This is a genomic window from Streptomyces sp. NPDC088733 (genome assembly GCF_044751185.1).
In the GTDB taxonomy this organism is placed as follows: Bacteria; Actinomycetota; Actinomycetes; order Streptomycetales; family Streptomycetaceae; genus Actinacidiphila.
Window position 1 is genome coordinate 191,577 of the sequence record NZ_JBIVLH010000016.1, and the last position, 16,911, is coordinate 208,487.

Annotated in this window: 13 protein-coding genes; 5 read left to right on the forward strand and 8 right to left on the reverse strand. The window is 73.0% G+C overall.

Annotated features, from left to right (window positions below; all coding sequences use genetic code 11):
- Positions 1-78 precede the first annotated feature (78 nt).
- On the forward strand, positions 79-3,483 hold the full coding sequence (locus ACIP64_RS27460) for a PAS domain-containing protein (RefSeq protein WP_401591783.1): 3,405 nt from the start codon (positions 79-81) through the stop codon (positions 3,481-3,483).
- A 63-nt stretch (positions 3,484-3,546) separates the two neighbouring features.
- On the opposite strand, the gene ACIP64_RS27465 is transcribed toward ACIP64_RS27460, so the two are convergent.
- From ACIP64_RS27465 to ACIP64_RS27480, 4 genes are all read right to left on the reverse strand, one after another.
- Entirely contained in the window at positions 3,547-5,196 is a 1,650-nt protein-coding gene (locus tag ACIP64_RS27465; RefSeq protein ID WP_401591785.1) for a long-chain fatty acid--CoA ligase, read from the reverse strand.
- Positions 5,197-5,274: 78 nt separating this feature from the next.
- A complete protein-coding gene (locus ACIP64_RS27470) occupies positions 5,275-5,802 on the reverse strand; it encodes a SigE family RNA polymerase sigma factor (protein WP_401591787.1) in 528 nt (175 codons plus the stop codon).
- Between the two features lie 173 nt (positions 5,803-5,975).
- Positions 5,976-6,971, reverse strand: coding sequence for a DUF1906 domain-containing protein (locus ACIP64_RS27475; protein WP_401591789.1), 996 nt, complete (start codon positions 6,969-6,971; stop codon positions 5,976-5,978).
- Between the two features lie 473 nt (positions 6,972-7,444).
- On the reverse strand, positions 7,445-7,750 hold the full coding sequence (locus ACIP64_RS27480; protein WP_319663772.1) for a hypothetical protein: 306 nt from the start codon (positions 7,748-7,750) through the stop codon (positions 7,445-7,447).
- A 424-nt stretch (positions 7,751-8,174) separates the two neighbouring features.
- On the opposite strand from ACIP64_RS27480, the gene ACIP64_RS27485 reads away from it, so the two are divergent.
- From ACIP64_RS27485 to ACIP64_RS27495, 3 genes are all read left to right on the forward strand, one after another.
- Positions 8,175-9,644 (forward strand): multicopper oxidase family protein, encoded by a 1,470-nt coding sequence (locus ACIP64_RS27485; RefSeq protein WP_401591792.1) that lies wholly within the window; start codon positions 8,175-8,177, stop codon positions 9,642-9,644.
- A gap of 35 nt (positions 9,645-9,679) precedes the next feature.
- Positions 9,680-11,794, forward strand: coding sequence for a SpoIIE family protein phosphatase (locus ACIP64_RS27490; RefSeq protein ID WP_401591794.1), 2,115 nt, complete (start codon positions 9,680-9,682; stop codon positions 11,792-11,794).
- Between the two features lie 144 nt (positions 11,795-11,938).
- The gene (locus tag ACIP64_RS27495) at positions 11,939-13,582 is read left to right on the forward strand and encodes a hypothetical protein (RefSeq protein WP_401591796.1); all 1,644 of its coding nucleotides are present in this window, start codon (positions 11,939-11,941) and stop codon (positions 13,580-13,582) included.
- Positions 13,583-13,621: 39 nt separating this feature from the next.
- On the opposite strand, the gene ACIP64_RS27500 is transcribed toward ACIP64_RS27495, so the two are convergent.
- From ACIP64_RS27500 to ACIP64_RS27515, 4 genes are all read right to left on the reverse strand, one after another.
- Positions 13,622-14,860, reverse strand: coding sequence for an exo-alpha-sialidase (locus tag ACIP64_RS27500; protein WP_401591798.1), 1,239 nt, complete (start codon positions 14,858-14,860; stop codon positions 13,622-13,624).
- A 122-nt stretch (positions 14,861-14,982) separates the two neighbouring features.
- The gene (locus ACIP64_RS27505; RefSeq protein WP_401591800.1) at positions 14,983-15,393 is read right to left on the reverse strand and encodes an arsenate reductase ArsC; all 411 of its coding nucleotides are present in this window, start codon (positions 15,391-15,393) and stop codon (positions 14,983-14,985) included.
- A gap of 14 nt (positions 15,394-15,407) precedes the next feature.
- On the reverse strand, positions 15,408-16,154 hold the full coding sequence (locus tag ACIP64_RS27510; RefSeq protein WP_401591802.1) for an aquaporin: 747 nt from the start codon (positions 16,152-16,154) through the stop codon (positions 15,408-15,410).
- A complete protein-coding gene (locus ACIP64_RS27515; protein WP_401591804.1) occupies positions 16,154-16,540 on the reverse strand; it encodes an ArsR/SmtB family transcription factor in 387 nt (128 codons plus the stop codon). Before ACIP64_RS27515 ends, ACIP64_RS27510 begins: the two co-directional genes overlap by 1 nt.
- Positions 16,541-16,636: 96 nt before the next feature.
- Between ACIP64_RS27515 and ACIP64_RS27520 the strand changes: the two genes are divergently transcribed.
- A partial coding sequence (locus ACIP64_RS27520) for an ArsI/CadI family heavy metal resistance metalloenzyme (RefSeq protein WP_401591806.1) occupies positions 16,637-16,911 on the forward strand: 275 nt, incomplete at its 3' end.

Sequence of the window (16,911 nt, forward strand, 5' to 3'; positions counted from 1 at the left end):
GATGGGCCGTCACCGGTAGAAGCCCCTCAGTGGGTGGTGGCGCGGCGGCAAATGCGGTTTCCAGGAGGGACGCGTCTCGTGAGCAGCAGGCCATCCCGAGGCGCTGCTCGCCTCGCGGCAATACTCGACGCGCTCCCGGACGCGTTGCTGCTGGTCAATGCCAACGGCACCGTCGTCAACGCGAATTCCATCGCCCTGGAGACCTTCGAGTCCCCCGGAACGGCGCTGGTGGGCCGCGGCCTGCTGGATCTGCTGCCGAGCTTCGACGCGCGCCGTATCCCCGGCTCCATGCGCCGCCCCGACGACGACGCGGGCCGTACGAAACCCACCCGGATGATCGCCCGCCGGACCGACGGCAGTGAAATTCCGGTGGAGGTCACGAGCGCCAACCTCGACGACGCGCGCACACCCTTCGCCGAGACCTACAGCTACACCGGCGACGAGCTGCTGATGCTGGTCGTCCGCGACCTGACCGGCACCCTGGACACCGAGGCTGAACTCGCCCGTCAGCAGCGCCAGACCGAGATGATCCTCCGCGCGGCGAGCGAGGGCGTGATCGGCGTCGACACCGACGGCAAGATCGTCTTGGTGAATCCCTCGGCCGCGCAGATCCTGGGCTTCCGCGCCACCGACCTCGGCGGCCAGGAGATGCACCCGCTGGTCCACCACTCCCGCCCGGACGGCACGCCGCTGCCGTACGAGGAGACCCCGCTCGCCGGCACCCTGCGCTCGGGGCTGAAGCACCGCGCCCGTGGCCAGGTGCTGTGGCGCAAGGACGGGCGCTCGGTGCCGGTGGACCTGATCACGGCGCCGGTGCGGGAGGGCGACCAGCTCGTCGGCGCGGTGATGACGTTCACCGACCGCTCGCGCTTCGACGCCGTAGCGGCCCGCAACGAGCAGTTGCGGTCGCTGCTCGCCGACACGCTGCGCGGCCCGCTGGACGAGCTGCGCGGCGAGCTCGCCGGGCTGGCCAACGACCCGGCCGGGCAGCTGTGGCCGGAGGCCAACCAGATCCTGCACCACCTGACGGCGGGCTACGCGCGGATCACCACGCTGATCGACAGCGTGCTCACCTTCCAGCGGCTGGACCGCGGCGAGGACAAGCTCCAGCGCGAGACCACGTCCATGGACAAGGTCGTCGGCTCCGGCGTCGAGGCGGCCATCGAGCTGATCGGGCCCGGCCGGGCCCAGTACGCGGTGCACGCCCCGCCGATCGAGGCGACGGTGGACCCCGAGCGCATGTCGCAGGCGCTGTCGCACCTGATCGCGGACGTGGCGGGGGTGGACGCGGCCGGCAACGTGCCGGTCGTGGCGAACAGCGGTGACTCGACGATCGTGGTCGCGGCGGCGCAGCGCGGCGACTCCGTGCGCATCGAGGTGCGCGGGCCGCACGCCGGCGCCAACCCGGTGCACCTGCCGATCGCGCGCGGCATCGTCGAGCGCCACGGCGGGGTGCTGCAGACGCACGACGTGCCCGGGCAGGGCAGTGCGTACGTGGTCGAGGTGCCGGTGGGCACGGCCCGCGGCAGGACGGCGGCGAACGAGCCCAAGCGGGAGTCCGAGACGACCGTCATGCCGGTGCCGACGGAGCCGGCGCGCGGGACCGCGCAGGCGGCCCCCGCCCTCCCGGCGATGGCCCCCCCGGCCCTGGCACCGCCGCGGCCGGCCGGTGCCACCGCGCTGCCCGCGCTGCCGCCCGCGGGTGGTTCCGCTCCGGCGCTGCCCGCGGCGCCCAGCACGGACTCCCCGACGCCCACCGGCCGCCGCCGGGCGCTGCGGCGTCCCGAGGCGGAGCCGGTGCAGGAGGCCCGTCCCGTCGCGATTCCCGTCCCGGCCCCGGCGCCGCAGATCCCGGTCCCGCACGTCCCGGCTCCGCAGATCCCCGCGCCGCAGATCCCCGCCGCCGCGCCGGTCCCGCAGATCCCCGTCCCGGCGCCCGCGCCCCTGGCCCCCGCGCCGGTGCCGGTGCCGCAGCAGATCCCGCAGCAGGTCGCGGAGCAGCCCACGGGCCGCCGGGCGCGGCGCGCCGCGGCCCCCGCCCCGCAGGAGCCGCAGCCCGATCTGCTGCCCGCCCTTCCGCCCGCGCCGTCCCCGGCACCCAGCGCGAACGGCAACGGGAACGGGAACGGAAACCCAGCACCCGAGTGGCCGGAGGCCGTCGGCTCGGCGCCCCGGTCGCGCGGGATCATCGAGAGCACCCCGCGGCCGTCCGCCATCGTCGACCCGCGCCGGCTGCCCGCCCCCACCCCGGCGCCCGCCCCGGTCCTGCTGCCGGCGCCCGAGCCGGCGCCTGCGCCCGAACCCCCCGCGCCGGTGATCCCGGAGCAGGCGCAGCGCAGCCCCGAGCCGCCCGCCCCTCAGCCGGAACCTATGGCCCCCGCCCCCGCCCCCGCCCCGGTCCAGCCGATGGTGCAGCCCCAGTCGTCGACGACCCAGGGCCGCGCCATCAGCGTGCGGACCCTCGGCCAGGGTGTGCCCTTCGCCCAGCAGATCAGCGAGCAGACCGCGCAGCCGGTGACGCCGACCGGCCGCCGGCGCAAGCTGGCCAATCCCGGTGACACCGACGCCCGCGACGCGACGCCCGTGGCGCCGGCGGCGACTCCGGCGCCCGCGCCGTCCCCGAACGGCCAGAGCGCCCCGAAGGGCGCGGACACCCCCGGCCGCGCGTACGCCATAGGCGCCCCGACGGAGGACACCGAGGGCCCCGAACCGCTCGACGGCCCGAACGGCGCGGTCGACGTCACCGACGAGGGGCCCCACGAGCCGGAGGCCGCGTTCGACGAACCGCGCCGTCTCCTGGTGTGGCCGGAGCCCGATGTCTCGACCCACCAGGCGCTGACCGACCGCGGCTACCGCCCGGTCGTCGTGCGCTCCCGCGAGGAGGTCGACGCGCAGGTCGCCGAGCCGCCCGCCGCGCTCTTCGTGGACCCGCTCACCGGGCCCATCACCCGTACCGCGCTCCAGTCGCTGCGCCAGGCCGCCGCCCAGGCGGAGGTGCCGGTGCTGGTCACCGCGGGCCTGGGCCAGGCGACCCGGGAGGCCGCGTACGGCGCGGACCCGGCGGTGCTGCTGAAGGCGCTCGCGCCGCGCGACAGCGACCAGCACCCGCCGCGCGTCCTGCTGATCGAGGAGCACCTGCCGATCGCCCAGGCCTTCGCCGGCACGCTGGAGCGGCGCGGCATGCAGGTGGCGCACGCCTCCTCGGAGGCCGACGCGATGAACCTGGCGGGGCAGTTCCACCCGAACCTGGTGGTCATGGACCTCATGCTGGTGCGCCGGCGGCGGCAGGGCATCGTCGACTGGCTGCACGCCAACGGGCGCATGGAGCGCACTCCGCTGGTCGTCTACACCGCCGTGGACATCGACCCGGCGGAGCTGCCGCGCCTGGCCTCCGGCGAGACGGTGCTCTTCCTCGCGGAGCGCTCCACAACCACGGACGTGCAGTCCCGCATCGTCGACCTGCTCGGCAAGATCGGTTCCTGACGGCCCGTACGCACGAGGCGGCCCCCGGGGGATCCCCGGGGGCCGCCTCGCGTGCGGGGCCCGTCAGCCGAGCCGGGTGACGTCCAGCTCGCCGCTCGCGTACTGCCGTCGCAGCACCTTCTTGTCGAACTTTCCGACCGAGGTCTTCGGCACGGCCGAGATGACCGCCCACCGCTCCGGCAACTGCCAGCGCGCGATGTGCTCGCCGAGGAAGGCGCGCAGTTCCTCGTAGCCGATCTGGAAGCCGTCCTTGAGCACGACGGTGGCCAGCGGGCGCTCGCCCCACCGGTCGTCGGGGACCGCGACGACGGCCGCCTCCGCGACGGCGGGGTGCGCCATGAGCGCGTTCTCCAGCTCGACGGAGGAGATCCACTCGCCGCCGGACTTGATGACGTCCTTGGCGCGGTCGGTGAGGGTCAGGTAGCCGTCGTGGGTGATCGTGCCGACGTCACCGGTGCGCAGCCAGCCGTCCTCGCTGAACTTGTCCTCGGGGCGCATCGGTTCGGCCCCGGCGCCGCCGTAGTACGCCGCGGCGACCCACGGCCCGCGCACCTCCAGCTCGCCTGCGGACTCCCCGTCCCAGGCCAGGACCTCCCCGGAGGGGCCGACCAGGCGCGCCTCGACGGAGGCGGGGAAGCGGCCCTGGGTGATGCGGTACGGCCACTCCTCCTCCTCGGTGAGGCCGGCCGGCGGGTGGGCCATGGTGCCCAGCGGGGAGGTCTCGGTCATGCCCCAGGCGTGGCGGAGCCGCACGCCCAGCTTGTCGTACGCCTCCATGAGGGAGGGCGGGCAGGCGGAGCCGCCGATGGTGACCTGCCGCAGGCAGCTGATGTCGCGCGGGTTGGCGGCGAGTTCGGCCAGCAGGCCCTGCCAGATGGTGGGTACGGCGGCCGCGTGGGTGGGGCGCTCGGCGGCGATCATCTCGGCGAGCGGGCCGGGCTGCAGGAAGCGGTCGGGCATCAGCATGTTGATGCCGGTCATGAAGGTGGCGTGCGGCAGGCCCCAGGCGTTGACGTGGAACTGCGGCACGACGACCAGGGTGGTGTCGCGGTCGGTCAGGCCCATCGACTCGGTCATGTTGACCTGCATGGAGTGCAGGTAGATCGAGCGGTGCGAGAACAGGACGCCCTTGGGGTCGCCGGTGGTGCCGGAGGTGTAGCACATGGCCGCGGCCGAACGCTCGTCCAGCTCGGGCCAGTCGTAGGTGTCGGGGCGGCCCTCGATGAGGGACTCGTACGCGTGCAGGGCGGGGCGGCAGCCCTCCAGGGGCGTGGTGTCGCCGGGGCCGACCACCACGACGTGCTCGACCGACTCCATCGCCGGGAGCAGCGGGGCCAGCAGCGGGATCAGGGTGCCGTTGACGAGGACGACGCGGTCCGCGGCGTGGTTGGCGATGAAGACCAACTGGTCCGCGGGCAGGCGCAGGTTGAGCGTGTGCAGGATCGCGCCCATGGAGGGGATGGCGAGGTAGGCCTCGACATGCTCCGCGTTGTTCCACATCAAGGTGGCGACCCGGTCGTCGCGCTCGACCCCGAGCTCGTCGCGCAGGGCCCGGGCCAGGCGGGCGGCGCGTGCTCCTATCTCGGCGAACGAGCGGCGGTGCGGCTCGCCCTCGCCGGTCCAGGTGGTGACCTGCGACCTGCCGTGCACGGCCGTGCCGTGGGTCAGGATCCGTGAGACCAGCAAGGGCACGTCCTGCATTGTGCTCAGCACCGGGCGCCTCCTCGTCGAAGCGGCTACGCAAAGGTAGGTGGGTGCTGTGATTCTGGTGTCATACCGAGCGGTATGTCACTACCCCGGAAACAATTCGGGGTCCTCGCGCAACTTGCCCAGCGCACGGGAGACGGCGTTCTTGACGGTGCCGACCGAGACGCCCAGCGCCTCGGCGGTCTGGGCCTCGCTCATGTCCTCGTAGTACCGCAGCACGACCATGGCCCGCTGGCGGGCCGGGAGACGGGATATCGCGCGCAGCACGGAGTCGCGCTGGGCCTGCCGCTCGGCCTCGTCGGGGCCGGTCAGGGCCGCCGGGCCGTACGGCTCGGGCAGTTCGTCGGTGGCGTACTCCTCGACGCGGCGCTTGCGCCACTGGGAGGTGCGGGTGTTGACCAGGGTGCGGCGGACGTAGCCGTCGACCGCCCGGTGGTCGTCGATCCGGTCCCACGCCAGGTAGGTCTTGACCAGGGCGGTCTGCAGCAGGTCCTCGGCGTCGCTCGGGTTGGCGGTGAGCGAGCGCGCGGTCCGCAGCAGCGCCGGGCCCTTGGCCCGCACGTAGCTGGTGAACTGTGCCTGCGAGGCGCTGGTGCACACGGGCGTGGTCATGGCTCCACGCTAGGAGCGCGGGCCCGGCCCGGGGATCCGCCGCAGGTGCCGAAGCGGGGTCACCCTGAAGTCGTACGAGGGGGGTGTGCCCCACCTCCGCAGGGCGGAGAACGGCCCGGCCGCCCCTACGGGGTCACCCCGCAGGGGCGGCCGGGCGCGTCGTGCGCGGCCGTTCAGTTGACGACGGCCACGGGACCGTCCAGGCGGTTGCGGTCGATCGACAGCCGCTTGCCGCCGTGCTTCTCGCGGACGGCGCCCGAGTACTGGTGGATCCGGCCGCCGTTCCAGGCGTCGTCGCTGAGCACCGGTTCGCTGCGCACCGCCGGCCTGCCCTTCCAGCGGGCGAACCACACGGCCTCGGGCAGGTCGTCGACGCCCTGCTGGCGGGCCCGCTCGATGTGCCGGATGCCGGACTCGGAGCTGCTGTACAGGCCGGGCAGGTAGCCGTTGTCGCTCACCTGGCGGTCCCAGGCCCGGATGAAGTCCAGGGTCTGGTCGGCGCAGCGGGCCTTGCCGGCGTGGTACGCCTCCATGTCGAGGTAGAGCGCGCTGCCGGGTTCGAAGCCGAGGTCGGCCGCGCTCTGGACCGCGTCATAGCCCTCGCTCTCGCCCTGGCCCCAGGCGTTGTCCGGGTCGATGCGGTAGTTGCGCAGGTGCTTGCCGCGCACACAGGGCGACTGCGAGCCGACGTAGATCGGCATGATGCGCCAGCCCATCCTGTGCACGGACTGGACCCAGTCGCGATTGAGGTTGCGCTGGCTGCAGGCGCGGGCGCGGCCGCCGAAGTACACACCGATGGCGCGGTACTTGGACTTCAGCCAGGCGCGCATGGTGGCCAGGGACGGGGCGCGGCAGGTGTCGAAGCCGTAGCCCTTGAAGTTGCGCCGCTCGGGCGTGGCGCCGTCCTCGGTCTCCTCGCCGCCGTAGGCGTCGTACGGCATGAGCAGTCCGGACAGGTCCGGGCCGAGGTCGTACCCGCTCAGTGGGTCGCCGGGATCCGTGTCGCCGCGCGGCGCCATGGCCGACGCCGGAACGGGCGCGAGCACGGCGGGGCGGGCAGCGGCGAGCCGGGGGACGGCGCCTGCCGCGGAGACCGGTCCGGTCACCAGACAGGCGAGCGCCAGCCCGACGATCGCCGCAAATCGGATGATCGGCTTGTGTTCGTGCATGCGTCGAGTGAAAGGGCGCGAGGGCCCGCCGGAGGGTTCGCCACGCCCGGGAGTCAGCCGGACGCAGCAACGCGGACGTCGTGATCTTCGAGGGTCCCGCGGTGCCGCCCGGCCGGTCCACGGCACCGCGCGCCGGCCCGGTGACGGGACGCCCCGCACCTGCCCTGACCTGCGCGTTCCGTAGGCCGGGCCGCTGATCGGCGCGACTGCCCCGGTCTCCGCGCAGTCCGTTCGCGCCGCCGTGCACCACGTGCGGTCCGGCCGCCCGGGCTGGCCGCCGCGGGGGTTCACCGGTAGATGCCGACCCGGCTCCTCACCCCCGCTCCGGCCGGTACGGTGTCGAGGAGGGGCGCGCCGGGGGCAAGGCGCCGCCGCACTGTCCACAGCCTGTGGACACACAAACGCGACTGCGCGACGGCAGTGAGGTTGCCGTCGCGCAGTCGCCCCTTGTCAGCGAGCCCCAGGGGCCCCGGTCACCACAGCGGACCGAAGTGGATGTTCACGTTCGACTGGTGGATCTCGGTGAACGCCGAGCCGACCACGCTGGCGTTGTTGTTCTGGTTGGACGCGCCCGCCCCGGTGGCGGCCTGCTGCGTCGTGGTCACGCTCCCGAAGTTGTCACGCCCCACGCTGCCACCGCTGTTACTCACCACGGTCGCGTTGGAACCGCCGCCCGACAGGGCGCCGTTGTCGGCCACTGCCGTCCCGGCGAACAGTGCCGCGGCCAGCGGCAGCGAGGCCATTGCGGCCAGGACTCGGGCGGTACGGGTGCTTGCCATGTCTTTCCCTCCAGAGGACTGGATACGGGGGTGTGCGGGGCGGTTGGCCGACCGCTCCGCCGACTGTGCGACGTCGCCGCAACCAGAGTTGCCCAGCACCCGGGCCGCCAACCAGGCCCTCCGGCCCATTTCGCTCGCAAGCGTGACGATCTGTCGACAAACCTCCATGGTCGTCGCAATTCACCGGATCGGCCGTACGACGGGGCACACCACCCAGGTGCGGCAAGCGACAAAACGTTCAGGCACGGCTTTCGGCCAACCTGCGGCCGGCCCGGGTCCGCGGGTTCCGCGGGTGCTGCCGTTGGGGCGGATAGCGCGCCGGGGGGCGTGGCGCGCCGGGGAGCCGGCCGCCGGTCTCCATAGGCTCGTCCGGCGATCGTGGATCGACCCGCTCCGCCGCACGGCTTCCCGTAGGGAGAGATGTGTGACTCGGCCCCGTTCCGCCGCGGCCCGGCTCGCCACCGGCCTGGCGCTCCTCCTCGCCTGGGTCGCCGGATGCGGCCACGGCCTCCCCGCTCCCGGCCCGCAGGACGGCCCCGCCTCACCGGCCGCCGCGGGGCCGCGCCTCCAGGATCCGCCCGAACTGGTGAGCCGCGACGGGCTCCTGCGGACCACCGTCGTCGTGGAGCGGCGCAAAGTGCGGGTCGGGGACCGCCGGCTGTGGGCGACCACCTACAACGGCATGTACATGCCTCCGACGCTGCGGGTGCGGCCCGGCGACACCATCGACCTGACCCTGACCAACAAGGTCGACGAGGCCACCAACCTGCACGTCCACGGGCTGCATGTCTCGCCGCGCAGCCCGTCGGACGACATCTTCGTCGCCATCAAGTACGGGGCCTCGTACCACTACACCTACCGGCTGCCGCGCGGCATCACCCCCGGCACCTACTGGTACCACTCCCACGCCGACATGATGTCCGCCGCCCAGGTCGCCGGAGGCGAGTCCGGCGTCATCGTCGTCGACGGCCTGCGGCAGTACCTGCCCGCGTCCCTGCGCGGCATCACCGAGCACGTCGTCGCGCTCAAGGACTTCCAGGTCGAGGGCGACGCCATCAGGACCCACCCGCTGAGCATCGGTGCCGCGACCAACCGCACCGTGAACGGCCAGGCGAATCCCGTCATCGGCATCCGGCCCGGCGAGACCCAGCTGTGGCGGCTGGCCAACATCGGCGCCAACATCTACTACAAGCTGCACCTGCCCGGGCACCGCTTCCACGTGATCGCCCAGGACGGCTACCCCGTCCGGCGCGTGTGGTCGGCGGACTCCCTCGTCGTCGCCGCCGGGGCCCGCTACGACGTCCTGGTCCAGGGCGGCTCCCCCGGCACCACGCGCCTGGAGACCCTGCCGTACGACACCGGCAAGGCCGGGAACCAGTTCCCCCGCGCCGACCTCGCCACCCTCGTCACCGGCGGCGCCCCCGTCCGGCCGGCCGCGATCCCGGGCGCCTTCGCCCCGAACGAGGACCTGTCGAAGGCCAGGATCGCCGACCGCAAGACCGTGGTCTTCACGGAGAACGCGGCGGGCACCGTCTTCTACATCAACGGGCGCACCTACGACGCGAAGCGCAACGACTTCACCTCCGTGCTCGGCACCGTCGAGGAGTGGACGGTGCGCAACGACAGCGACGAGGAGCACTCGTTCCACGTCCACACCAACCAGTTCCAGCTGATGAGCACCAACGGCAGACCGCACCCGGCGTCCCGCCGCTGGTTCGACACGGTGAACGTGCCCGCCCGCGGCCAGGTCGTCCTGCGGATCCCGTTCCGGGACTTCACCGGGCGAACCGTCCTGCACTGCCACATCCTGAACCATGAGGACATGGGCATGATGGCCGTCCTCGACATCGTCCGTCCCACCGGCCGGAGCCGGGACGAGACACGGGGCAAGTAGTGCCCGCCCGCGGCTCCGGCGGGAAGGACGACCACGTGGCATCCGGCGACCCGGCCCCGCCGATGGGCGAGGCGGAGGCGGCGATGGTGGACGCCCTCTTCACCCAGTCGCCGGTGGGCCTGCACCTGCTCGACACCGATCTGCGCGTGGTGCGGGTCAACACCGCCACCAGCGCCATGCGGGGCGTGACGCCCGAGTCCCTGATCGGCCACCGCTTCGCCGACGCCTACGACATCATCGACGGCGACCAGCACGAGGCGGCGGTCCGCACGGTGCTGGAGACCGGCGTGCCGCTGCGCGAGCGCCTGGTGCGGGCGCGCCGCAGGGGCGGCACGGCCCCGCCCGGGTACTACGCCATGTCGGTGTTCCGCCTCGACAACCCCAGGGGAGAGGTGCTGGGGCTCGCCCTGTCGGTCATCGACGTCACCCCCCGGGAACGGGCGCTCGAACGGCTGCGCGTCCTGGACATGGTGCGCGAGAGGGTGGGCCGCACGATGGACTCCGTGGTGACCTGCGACGAGCTGGTCCGCACCCTGGTCCCGGGCTACGCCGAGGGGGCCGTGGTGGAACTGGTGGACGCGGTGCTCCGCGGCGACGACCCCCCGCTCTCCCCGCTCCCCCAGGGCGTGCCCCTGCTGCGGGCCGCCTCCCGCAACAGCCGCGGCCCCGACCAGCCGCAGGCGCACCCGGTGGGCGCCGTGCTCAGCCTGCCCGGGCCGACACCCTTCACGCAGGCGCTGTCCGACCTGCGGCCCCGGGTGATCGCCCTGGACGCCGAGCCGCCGTGGATGTCCACCGACCCGGTCCGGGCCGAGGCGATCCTCGCGTCCGGGGCGTGCTCGCTCCTGGTCGTCCCGCTGGCCCTGCGCGGCAGCGTCCTGGGCCTCCTCAGCCTCTACCGCGGCCGGGACCAGGAGCCGTACGACGAGGACGACATCGAACTCGCCCTCCAGCTGGCCGACCACACCGCCCTGTGCATCGACAACGGACGGCGCTTCACCCGCGAGCACACCATCGCCTCCACCGTCCAGCGCCACCTGATGCCGCACCGGCCCGCCTCGCACACCGCCCTGGAGACGGCGTACGTACCGACCGCCACGAACGGCGCCGGCTCCTGGTACGACACCATCCCGCTGTCCGGCGCGCGCACCGCCATGGTCATCGGCAACGTCGCCGGGCACGGCATCCACGCCACCGCGACCATGGGCCAACTCCGCACCGTCATCCGCTCGCTGGCCGCCTTCGAACAGCCCCCGGACGAGCTCCTCGCCCGCCTCAACGACACCGCGACGCTGCTGGCCGCCGAGCGGGCGTCCCTGCCGAGCGGCGACCCGCTGCACCGCGAGGCACTGACCGCCGCGTGCGTGTACGCCGTCTACGACCCCCTGACCCGGATGTGCACCATCGCCCGCTCCGGCCATCTCGCCCCGGTGATCGTGCGCCCGGACGGCACCGCCGAGATCCCCGACGTCCCGGCCGGGCCGCCGCTGGGCGTCACCAGCGGCGCGCCGTTCACCACCAGCGACATCGGGCTGGAGGAGGGCAGCATCCTCGCCCTGTCCAGCTCACCCGTCGTCGCCGCCCATCTCGCCGGCCACCCCGGGCTGCTCGGCCGCCGGCCGGAGACGGAAAGCCCGGACGCGGGCCGGCACACCGGCCGGCCCCTCGCGGACCTCTGCGACGACATCCTCTACTCCCTCCCCGAGGGCCTGTCCGGCCGGGCCGGCGCGCTGCTGCTCACCCGCACCCGGCCCTTCCCCGCCGACCGGGTCGCCTCCTGGCACCTCGAAGCCGACCCCGCCGCCGTCTCCACCGCGCGCCACCACGCCGGTGAGCAGCTCGCGGCCTGGGGCATCGAGGGCGACATCGTCTTCAACACCGAGCTGATCGTGAGCGAGCTCGTCACCAACGCCATCCGCCACGGCGCCGCACCGCTCGCCCTGCGCCTCATCAACGACCGCACCCTCACCTGCGAGGTCCGCGACGCCGGCCCCGCCGCCCCGCGCCTGCGCCACGCCCGCACCGTCGACGAGGGCGGCCGCGGCCTGTTCATCACCGCCCAGCTCGCGCAGGCCTGGGGCACCCGCTACGACGCGGACGGCAAGACGATCTGGACGGAGCAGTCCCTGCCGCCGAGCCACCCGTCCTGACGGGCTCGTCCCTCGACCTCCCTTCTGAAACTGCACGAACTCGACTGGCCACGGGGCCCGTTCACCGGACCGCCTGCCGCACGACGCCCGAACGCGATCGCACACCCGTACAACTCCAACGCCCGCCCACAGGTCTCATGCCATGTGAACGCATCCTCCAGAAACAGGTACGCCCTGCTGGCGGCGACCACCGCCGCGGCCATGCTGAGCATGCTGCCCACCGCCGCGAGCGCGCAGAGCGCGCCCGTCGGGCCGGCCGTCCCCTACGTCGCCAGGACGCACGACGCGAACAACGCGATCGCGCTCCAGGTGGCCGTGGCCCCCTACATCCAGGCCCGGTCGATCACCGCGACCATCATCCTGCCCAACGGAACCGCCGTGGGGACCGTCCCCGCCGAGGCCTTCCACCAGGCGGGCACGGACGTCTCCGGCAACACCCTGTGGCAGGCGACGCCCACCGGCCTGGCCGCCAACCCGCGCTACTTCGTGACCGCGGACGTCACCGACGCCGAGGGCAACCACAGCAAGGGGTCCGGCGACCTCTTCTACGGCGACGAGGACTGGTTCGTCGAGGACAACATGGCGCCGGAGACCACGGACTGGGTGCACCAGACCGTGACCCTGTCCGGCAAGGTGATCCGGACCCACCCCGACGGCACCCTGATCGGGCCTGTCGCCGGGAAGCAGATCGTTGTCAAGGAATTCTCCTCGGCCAGTGCCGTGACCGCCGAGGACGGCACGTACCGGATCACCGTCGGCCCGCAGGGCCTGAGTTCGCCGCTCCCCAGTGTTCAGCCCTGCATCTGGGAACCGGAACTCTTCTCGTACACGCAGTGCGGGCAGGACCACCACGTCGGCTACTTCGCCGGCAACACCCGGATCACGCTCGACAAGAGCGCCCTCTCGCTGGTTGGCGGCAAGAGCACGGCGGTGACGGGACGGGTCGACTACTTCGACCACACGGCACAGGGCTGGAAGCCGCTGGCCGGCATGCCCGTGCGGACCACGGTCCACAATGCCGGTCTCGTCGGGCGCACCGACACCGACGGGCGCTTCTCGATCGCCGTCGCCCCGCCCACCGACGTCAACGGCGGATCGGTGAGCGTTGTGGACTACCGCGACGCCGTACCGGCCGGGTGGTACCTCAAGCACAGCACGGCCAGGTACACCGTCGACGTCCACGACCAGGTGAAGATCGGCATCACCGGCGCCTCGATCGGCGCCGACGGGCTGCTCACCCTCAGGGGCACCGCCAAGACCCTGAGCGGCCGCCTTGTGCCGAGGCTGGCCGTCCAGTACTCCGCCGACAACCGGACCTGGAAGAACATCGGCGCCTTCGACGCCCCGGCAAACGGGAACTTCACCTACCGCAAGGTCCACGCCACCCCGCGCGGCTACTGGCGCATCAGCCTCGCCGCGAACGGCGTCTTCACCGCCTCCACGAGCCCGGTGAAGCACCTGGTGCGCACCGCCACCCGCATCACCACGTTCAACGCGGCCCCGGAGCCGGTGGTCGCCGGCCGGCCGATCACGGTCAGCGGCAACCTCCAGCGGCAGTCGGGCAGCACGTGGACCGCCTTCGCCAACCAGAAGGTCGGCATCTACTTCCAGGTCCACGGCAGCGACCGGCTCGCCCCCGTGGGCTACGCCTGGACCGACTCCCGCGGGCACTTCAGCAAGCGGTTCACCGCGCAGTGGGACGGCGCCTGGCGCGCCGTGTACCGGACGCCCAGCGGTGCCTACCTCGACACCCTCTCCGGCTTCGACACCGTCTACGTCGACCACTGATCGCCGAGGGCCGGGTCCCGTCCCGTACGGACCCGGCCCTCAGCCGTCGAGCGCCGGCAGGGACAGCCGGGTGAAGACGATGCTCTCGTAGGCGGAGCGGACCCCGGTCTCGTAGAGCAGGCCGACCCGGTCCCGGTCGAGTTGGGCGAGGTCGGAGTAGGCGGCCGGCGCGGACGACAGCCGCCGTGCGGCGGACCACCCGGCGCCCCCGTCGTGGCTGACCCGCACGCCCATGCCGACGCGCTCCCGCGCGTCCGAGGGCGCGGCCATCAGCAGCGGCCCCGTTCCGCTGCCGTCGTCGGTCTGCAGCACCGAGGCCTTGACCATGGGCGCGGTGACCCCGGTGTTCTGGCGGAACGGTGCCTCGACCGACGCCCCGCCGTCGGAACTCCAGGCGTGCGCCTGGTTGCCGGGCGCCCGGCCGTTCTGGTCCCGGGCCGCGAAGTACAGCCGTCCGTCGGGGAGCTGGGCGACCGCGGTCTCGTTGACGTTGATGCCGTCGTCGTCGGCGGGGTCGACGTAGCCGATCCGCCACGTCGCGCCGCCGTCGTCGCTGAGCAGGGAGTTCCCGGCGCTGTAGCGCCACTCGGTGCCGGTGTCACGGCTGCCGGCGGGAGGCGTGTCCGAGTGGTCCGCGCCGACGACCAGCCGGCCCGCGTGCGGGCCCTCGGTCAGCGCGACGCCGTGGCCCGGGCCGGTGGCGTACCACCGCCAGCCGGGCAGCTTCGCCTGGTCCGTGATCTCGCGGGGCCGCGACCAGGTCGCACCGGCGTCGGCGCTGCTCTGGACGTACACCCTGCGGCTGTCCTTCGGGGACACGGCCCCGGACATGATCTGCTGCTCCTGCGCCGTACCCGCGTTGCGGGTGGTGAGCAGCACCACCCGGCCACTGCGGCCGTCCACGACCGGCGCGGGGTTGCCCACCGTGTCGGTCCCGGCGTCGGACACGCGCTCCATGGGCGACCAGGTGCAGCCGCCGTCCGTCGACCGGCGCTCGACGACGTCCACATCGCCGGAGTCCGCCTCCGAGTGCCGGCGCCCCTCCGCGAAGGCGATCAGCACGGACCCCCCGGAACCCGGCTGAGCGGCCGTGACCAGGGCCGGAATCCGGAACGTGTGGTACCCGTCCTGCCCGGACGTGAACACCGCGACCGGCGCGCACCCCACCACCAGCGAGCCCGCCTGCGCCCCGGGCCCCGGCGCCGCCTCGGCCTGGCACCCCAGCAGCAGCAACGCCCCGGCACCACCGAGCACGGCCCGCGCCGCCCCACGCACCATTCGGACTCCCAAAAGATTTCGCCAGAGAGTTCGAGAACCTAGCACCCGAGGGTGTCGCACCGGCCACGGACGATGGGCGCCCGGAAGAGCCCACATCGGCACGTGCAGGAACGCCGTTTGCCTCATTCGGTGCCGAGTTCGGTGAGCAGGCCGCGGATGCGCTGCTCGATCTCGTCGCGGATCGGGCGGACGGCGTCGACGCCCTGGCCGGCGGGGTCGTCGAGCTGCCAGTCGAGGTAGCGCTTGCCGGGGAAGACGGGGCATGTGTCGCCGCAGCCCATGGTGATGACGACGTCGGAGGACTGCACCGCTTCGGTGGTGAGGACCTTGGGGACCTCGGCGGAGATGTCGATGCCCACTTCCTTCATGGCGTCGACCACGGCGGGGTTGACGGTGTCGGCGGGGGCGGAGCCGGCCGAGCGGACTTCTACCTTGTCCCCGGCGAGGTGGGTGAGGAAGGCGGCGGCCATCTGGGAGCGGCCGGCGTTGTGGACGCAGACGAACAGCACGGACGGGGTGGCGGGAGTGGTCACGGGGTCTTCCTTGGTCAGCGGCTGGTGGTGGCGAGTTCGGGCTCACCTGGGGGGACGGGGACGCCCGCGGTGGCCGGAGCGGTACGGCCGAAGAGGACGGCTACCAGGCCGAGCCCCACGACGGCGCCCACGATCTGGGCGGCGATGAACGGTGCCAGCGAGGCCGGGGCGATGCCGGCGAAGGTGTCGGAGAAGGCGCGGCCGATCGTCACGGCCGGGTTGGCGAAGCTGGTGGACGAGGTGAACCAGTAGGCCGCGCCGATGTAGGAGGCGACCGCCGCAGGGGCGATGCGTTGCTGTCCGGTACGACCGAGGCCGAGGACGAGCAGGATCAGGCCCGCGGTGGCGACGACCTCGCCCAGCCACAGGTGACCGGCGGACCGGTCGTGAGTGGACCAGGCCACCAGCGGTTCGGCGAACATCGCATCGGCCAGGACCGCACCCGCGACGGCGCCGGCAATTTGGGCGGGCACGTAGGCCGCGACCTCACGCGGGGCCGGTCCGTCACCGGTTGCCCGGCCGGTCCACCAGGCGGCGAGGGTGACGACCGGATTGAAGTGCGCACCGGAGACCGGGCCGAGCAGGGTGATCAGCACGCCCAGGCCGAACACCGTGGCCAGGGAGTTGGCGAGCAGTTGCACGCCCACGTCCCGGGACAGCTCGGCGGCCTGAATGCCGGAGCCCACCACGACCGCGACCAAGGCGGCCGTGCCGACGAACTCGGCAGCCACCCGGCGGCCGAGCGAAGCGGGGACGGCCATCAGCAGGACCTCGCGGCGGCCGGTTCGGCGGGGATCTGGAGGAGCGAGGAGAGCCGGGCGAAGGCGGCCGGCAGCACCCAGTAGTAGACCCAGGTCCCGCGCCGTTCGGAGCCGACCAGGCCCGCTTCCCGCAGCACCTTCAAGTGGTGCGAGATCGTCGGCTGCGACACGTCGAACGGCCCGGTCAGGTCGCAGACGCACGCCTCGCCGCCCTCGAAGGACGCGATCAGCGACAGCAGGCGCAGCCGTACCGGGTCCGCCAGCGCCTTGAACATCCGCGCCAGGTCCACGGCGTCCGACTCGCCGAGCGGTTCGCGGACCATCGGAGAGCAGCACGCGACAGCCTGATCGTCCTGCCCGAGGACCCGCAGCTCTGATTTCGACATGTGTCTATGTTGACGCTTGTCGATGCAGGTGGCAACCTCGACCGCGTCGAGCTGTATCGACGAATGTCGATACAGAAGCAGATGAGGGAGACCGTCATGTCCCGCGTTCAGCTCGCCCTGCGCGTCGCCGACCTCGAAGCGTCGATCGCGTTCTACTCCAAGCTCTTCGGCGTCGAGCCCGCCAAACTTCGCCCCGGCTACGCCAACTTCGCCGTCACCGAGCCCCCGCTCAAGCTCGTCCTGATCGAAGGCGAGGCCGACCAAGACACCCGCCTGGACCACCTCGGCGTGGAGGTCGCCTCCACCGAGCAGGTCACCGCCGCCACCGACCGACTCCAAGGCACCGGGCTGGCCACCTTCGAGGAGAACGA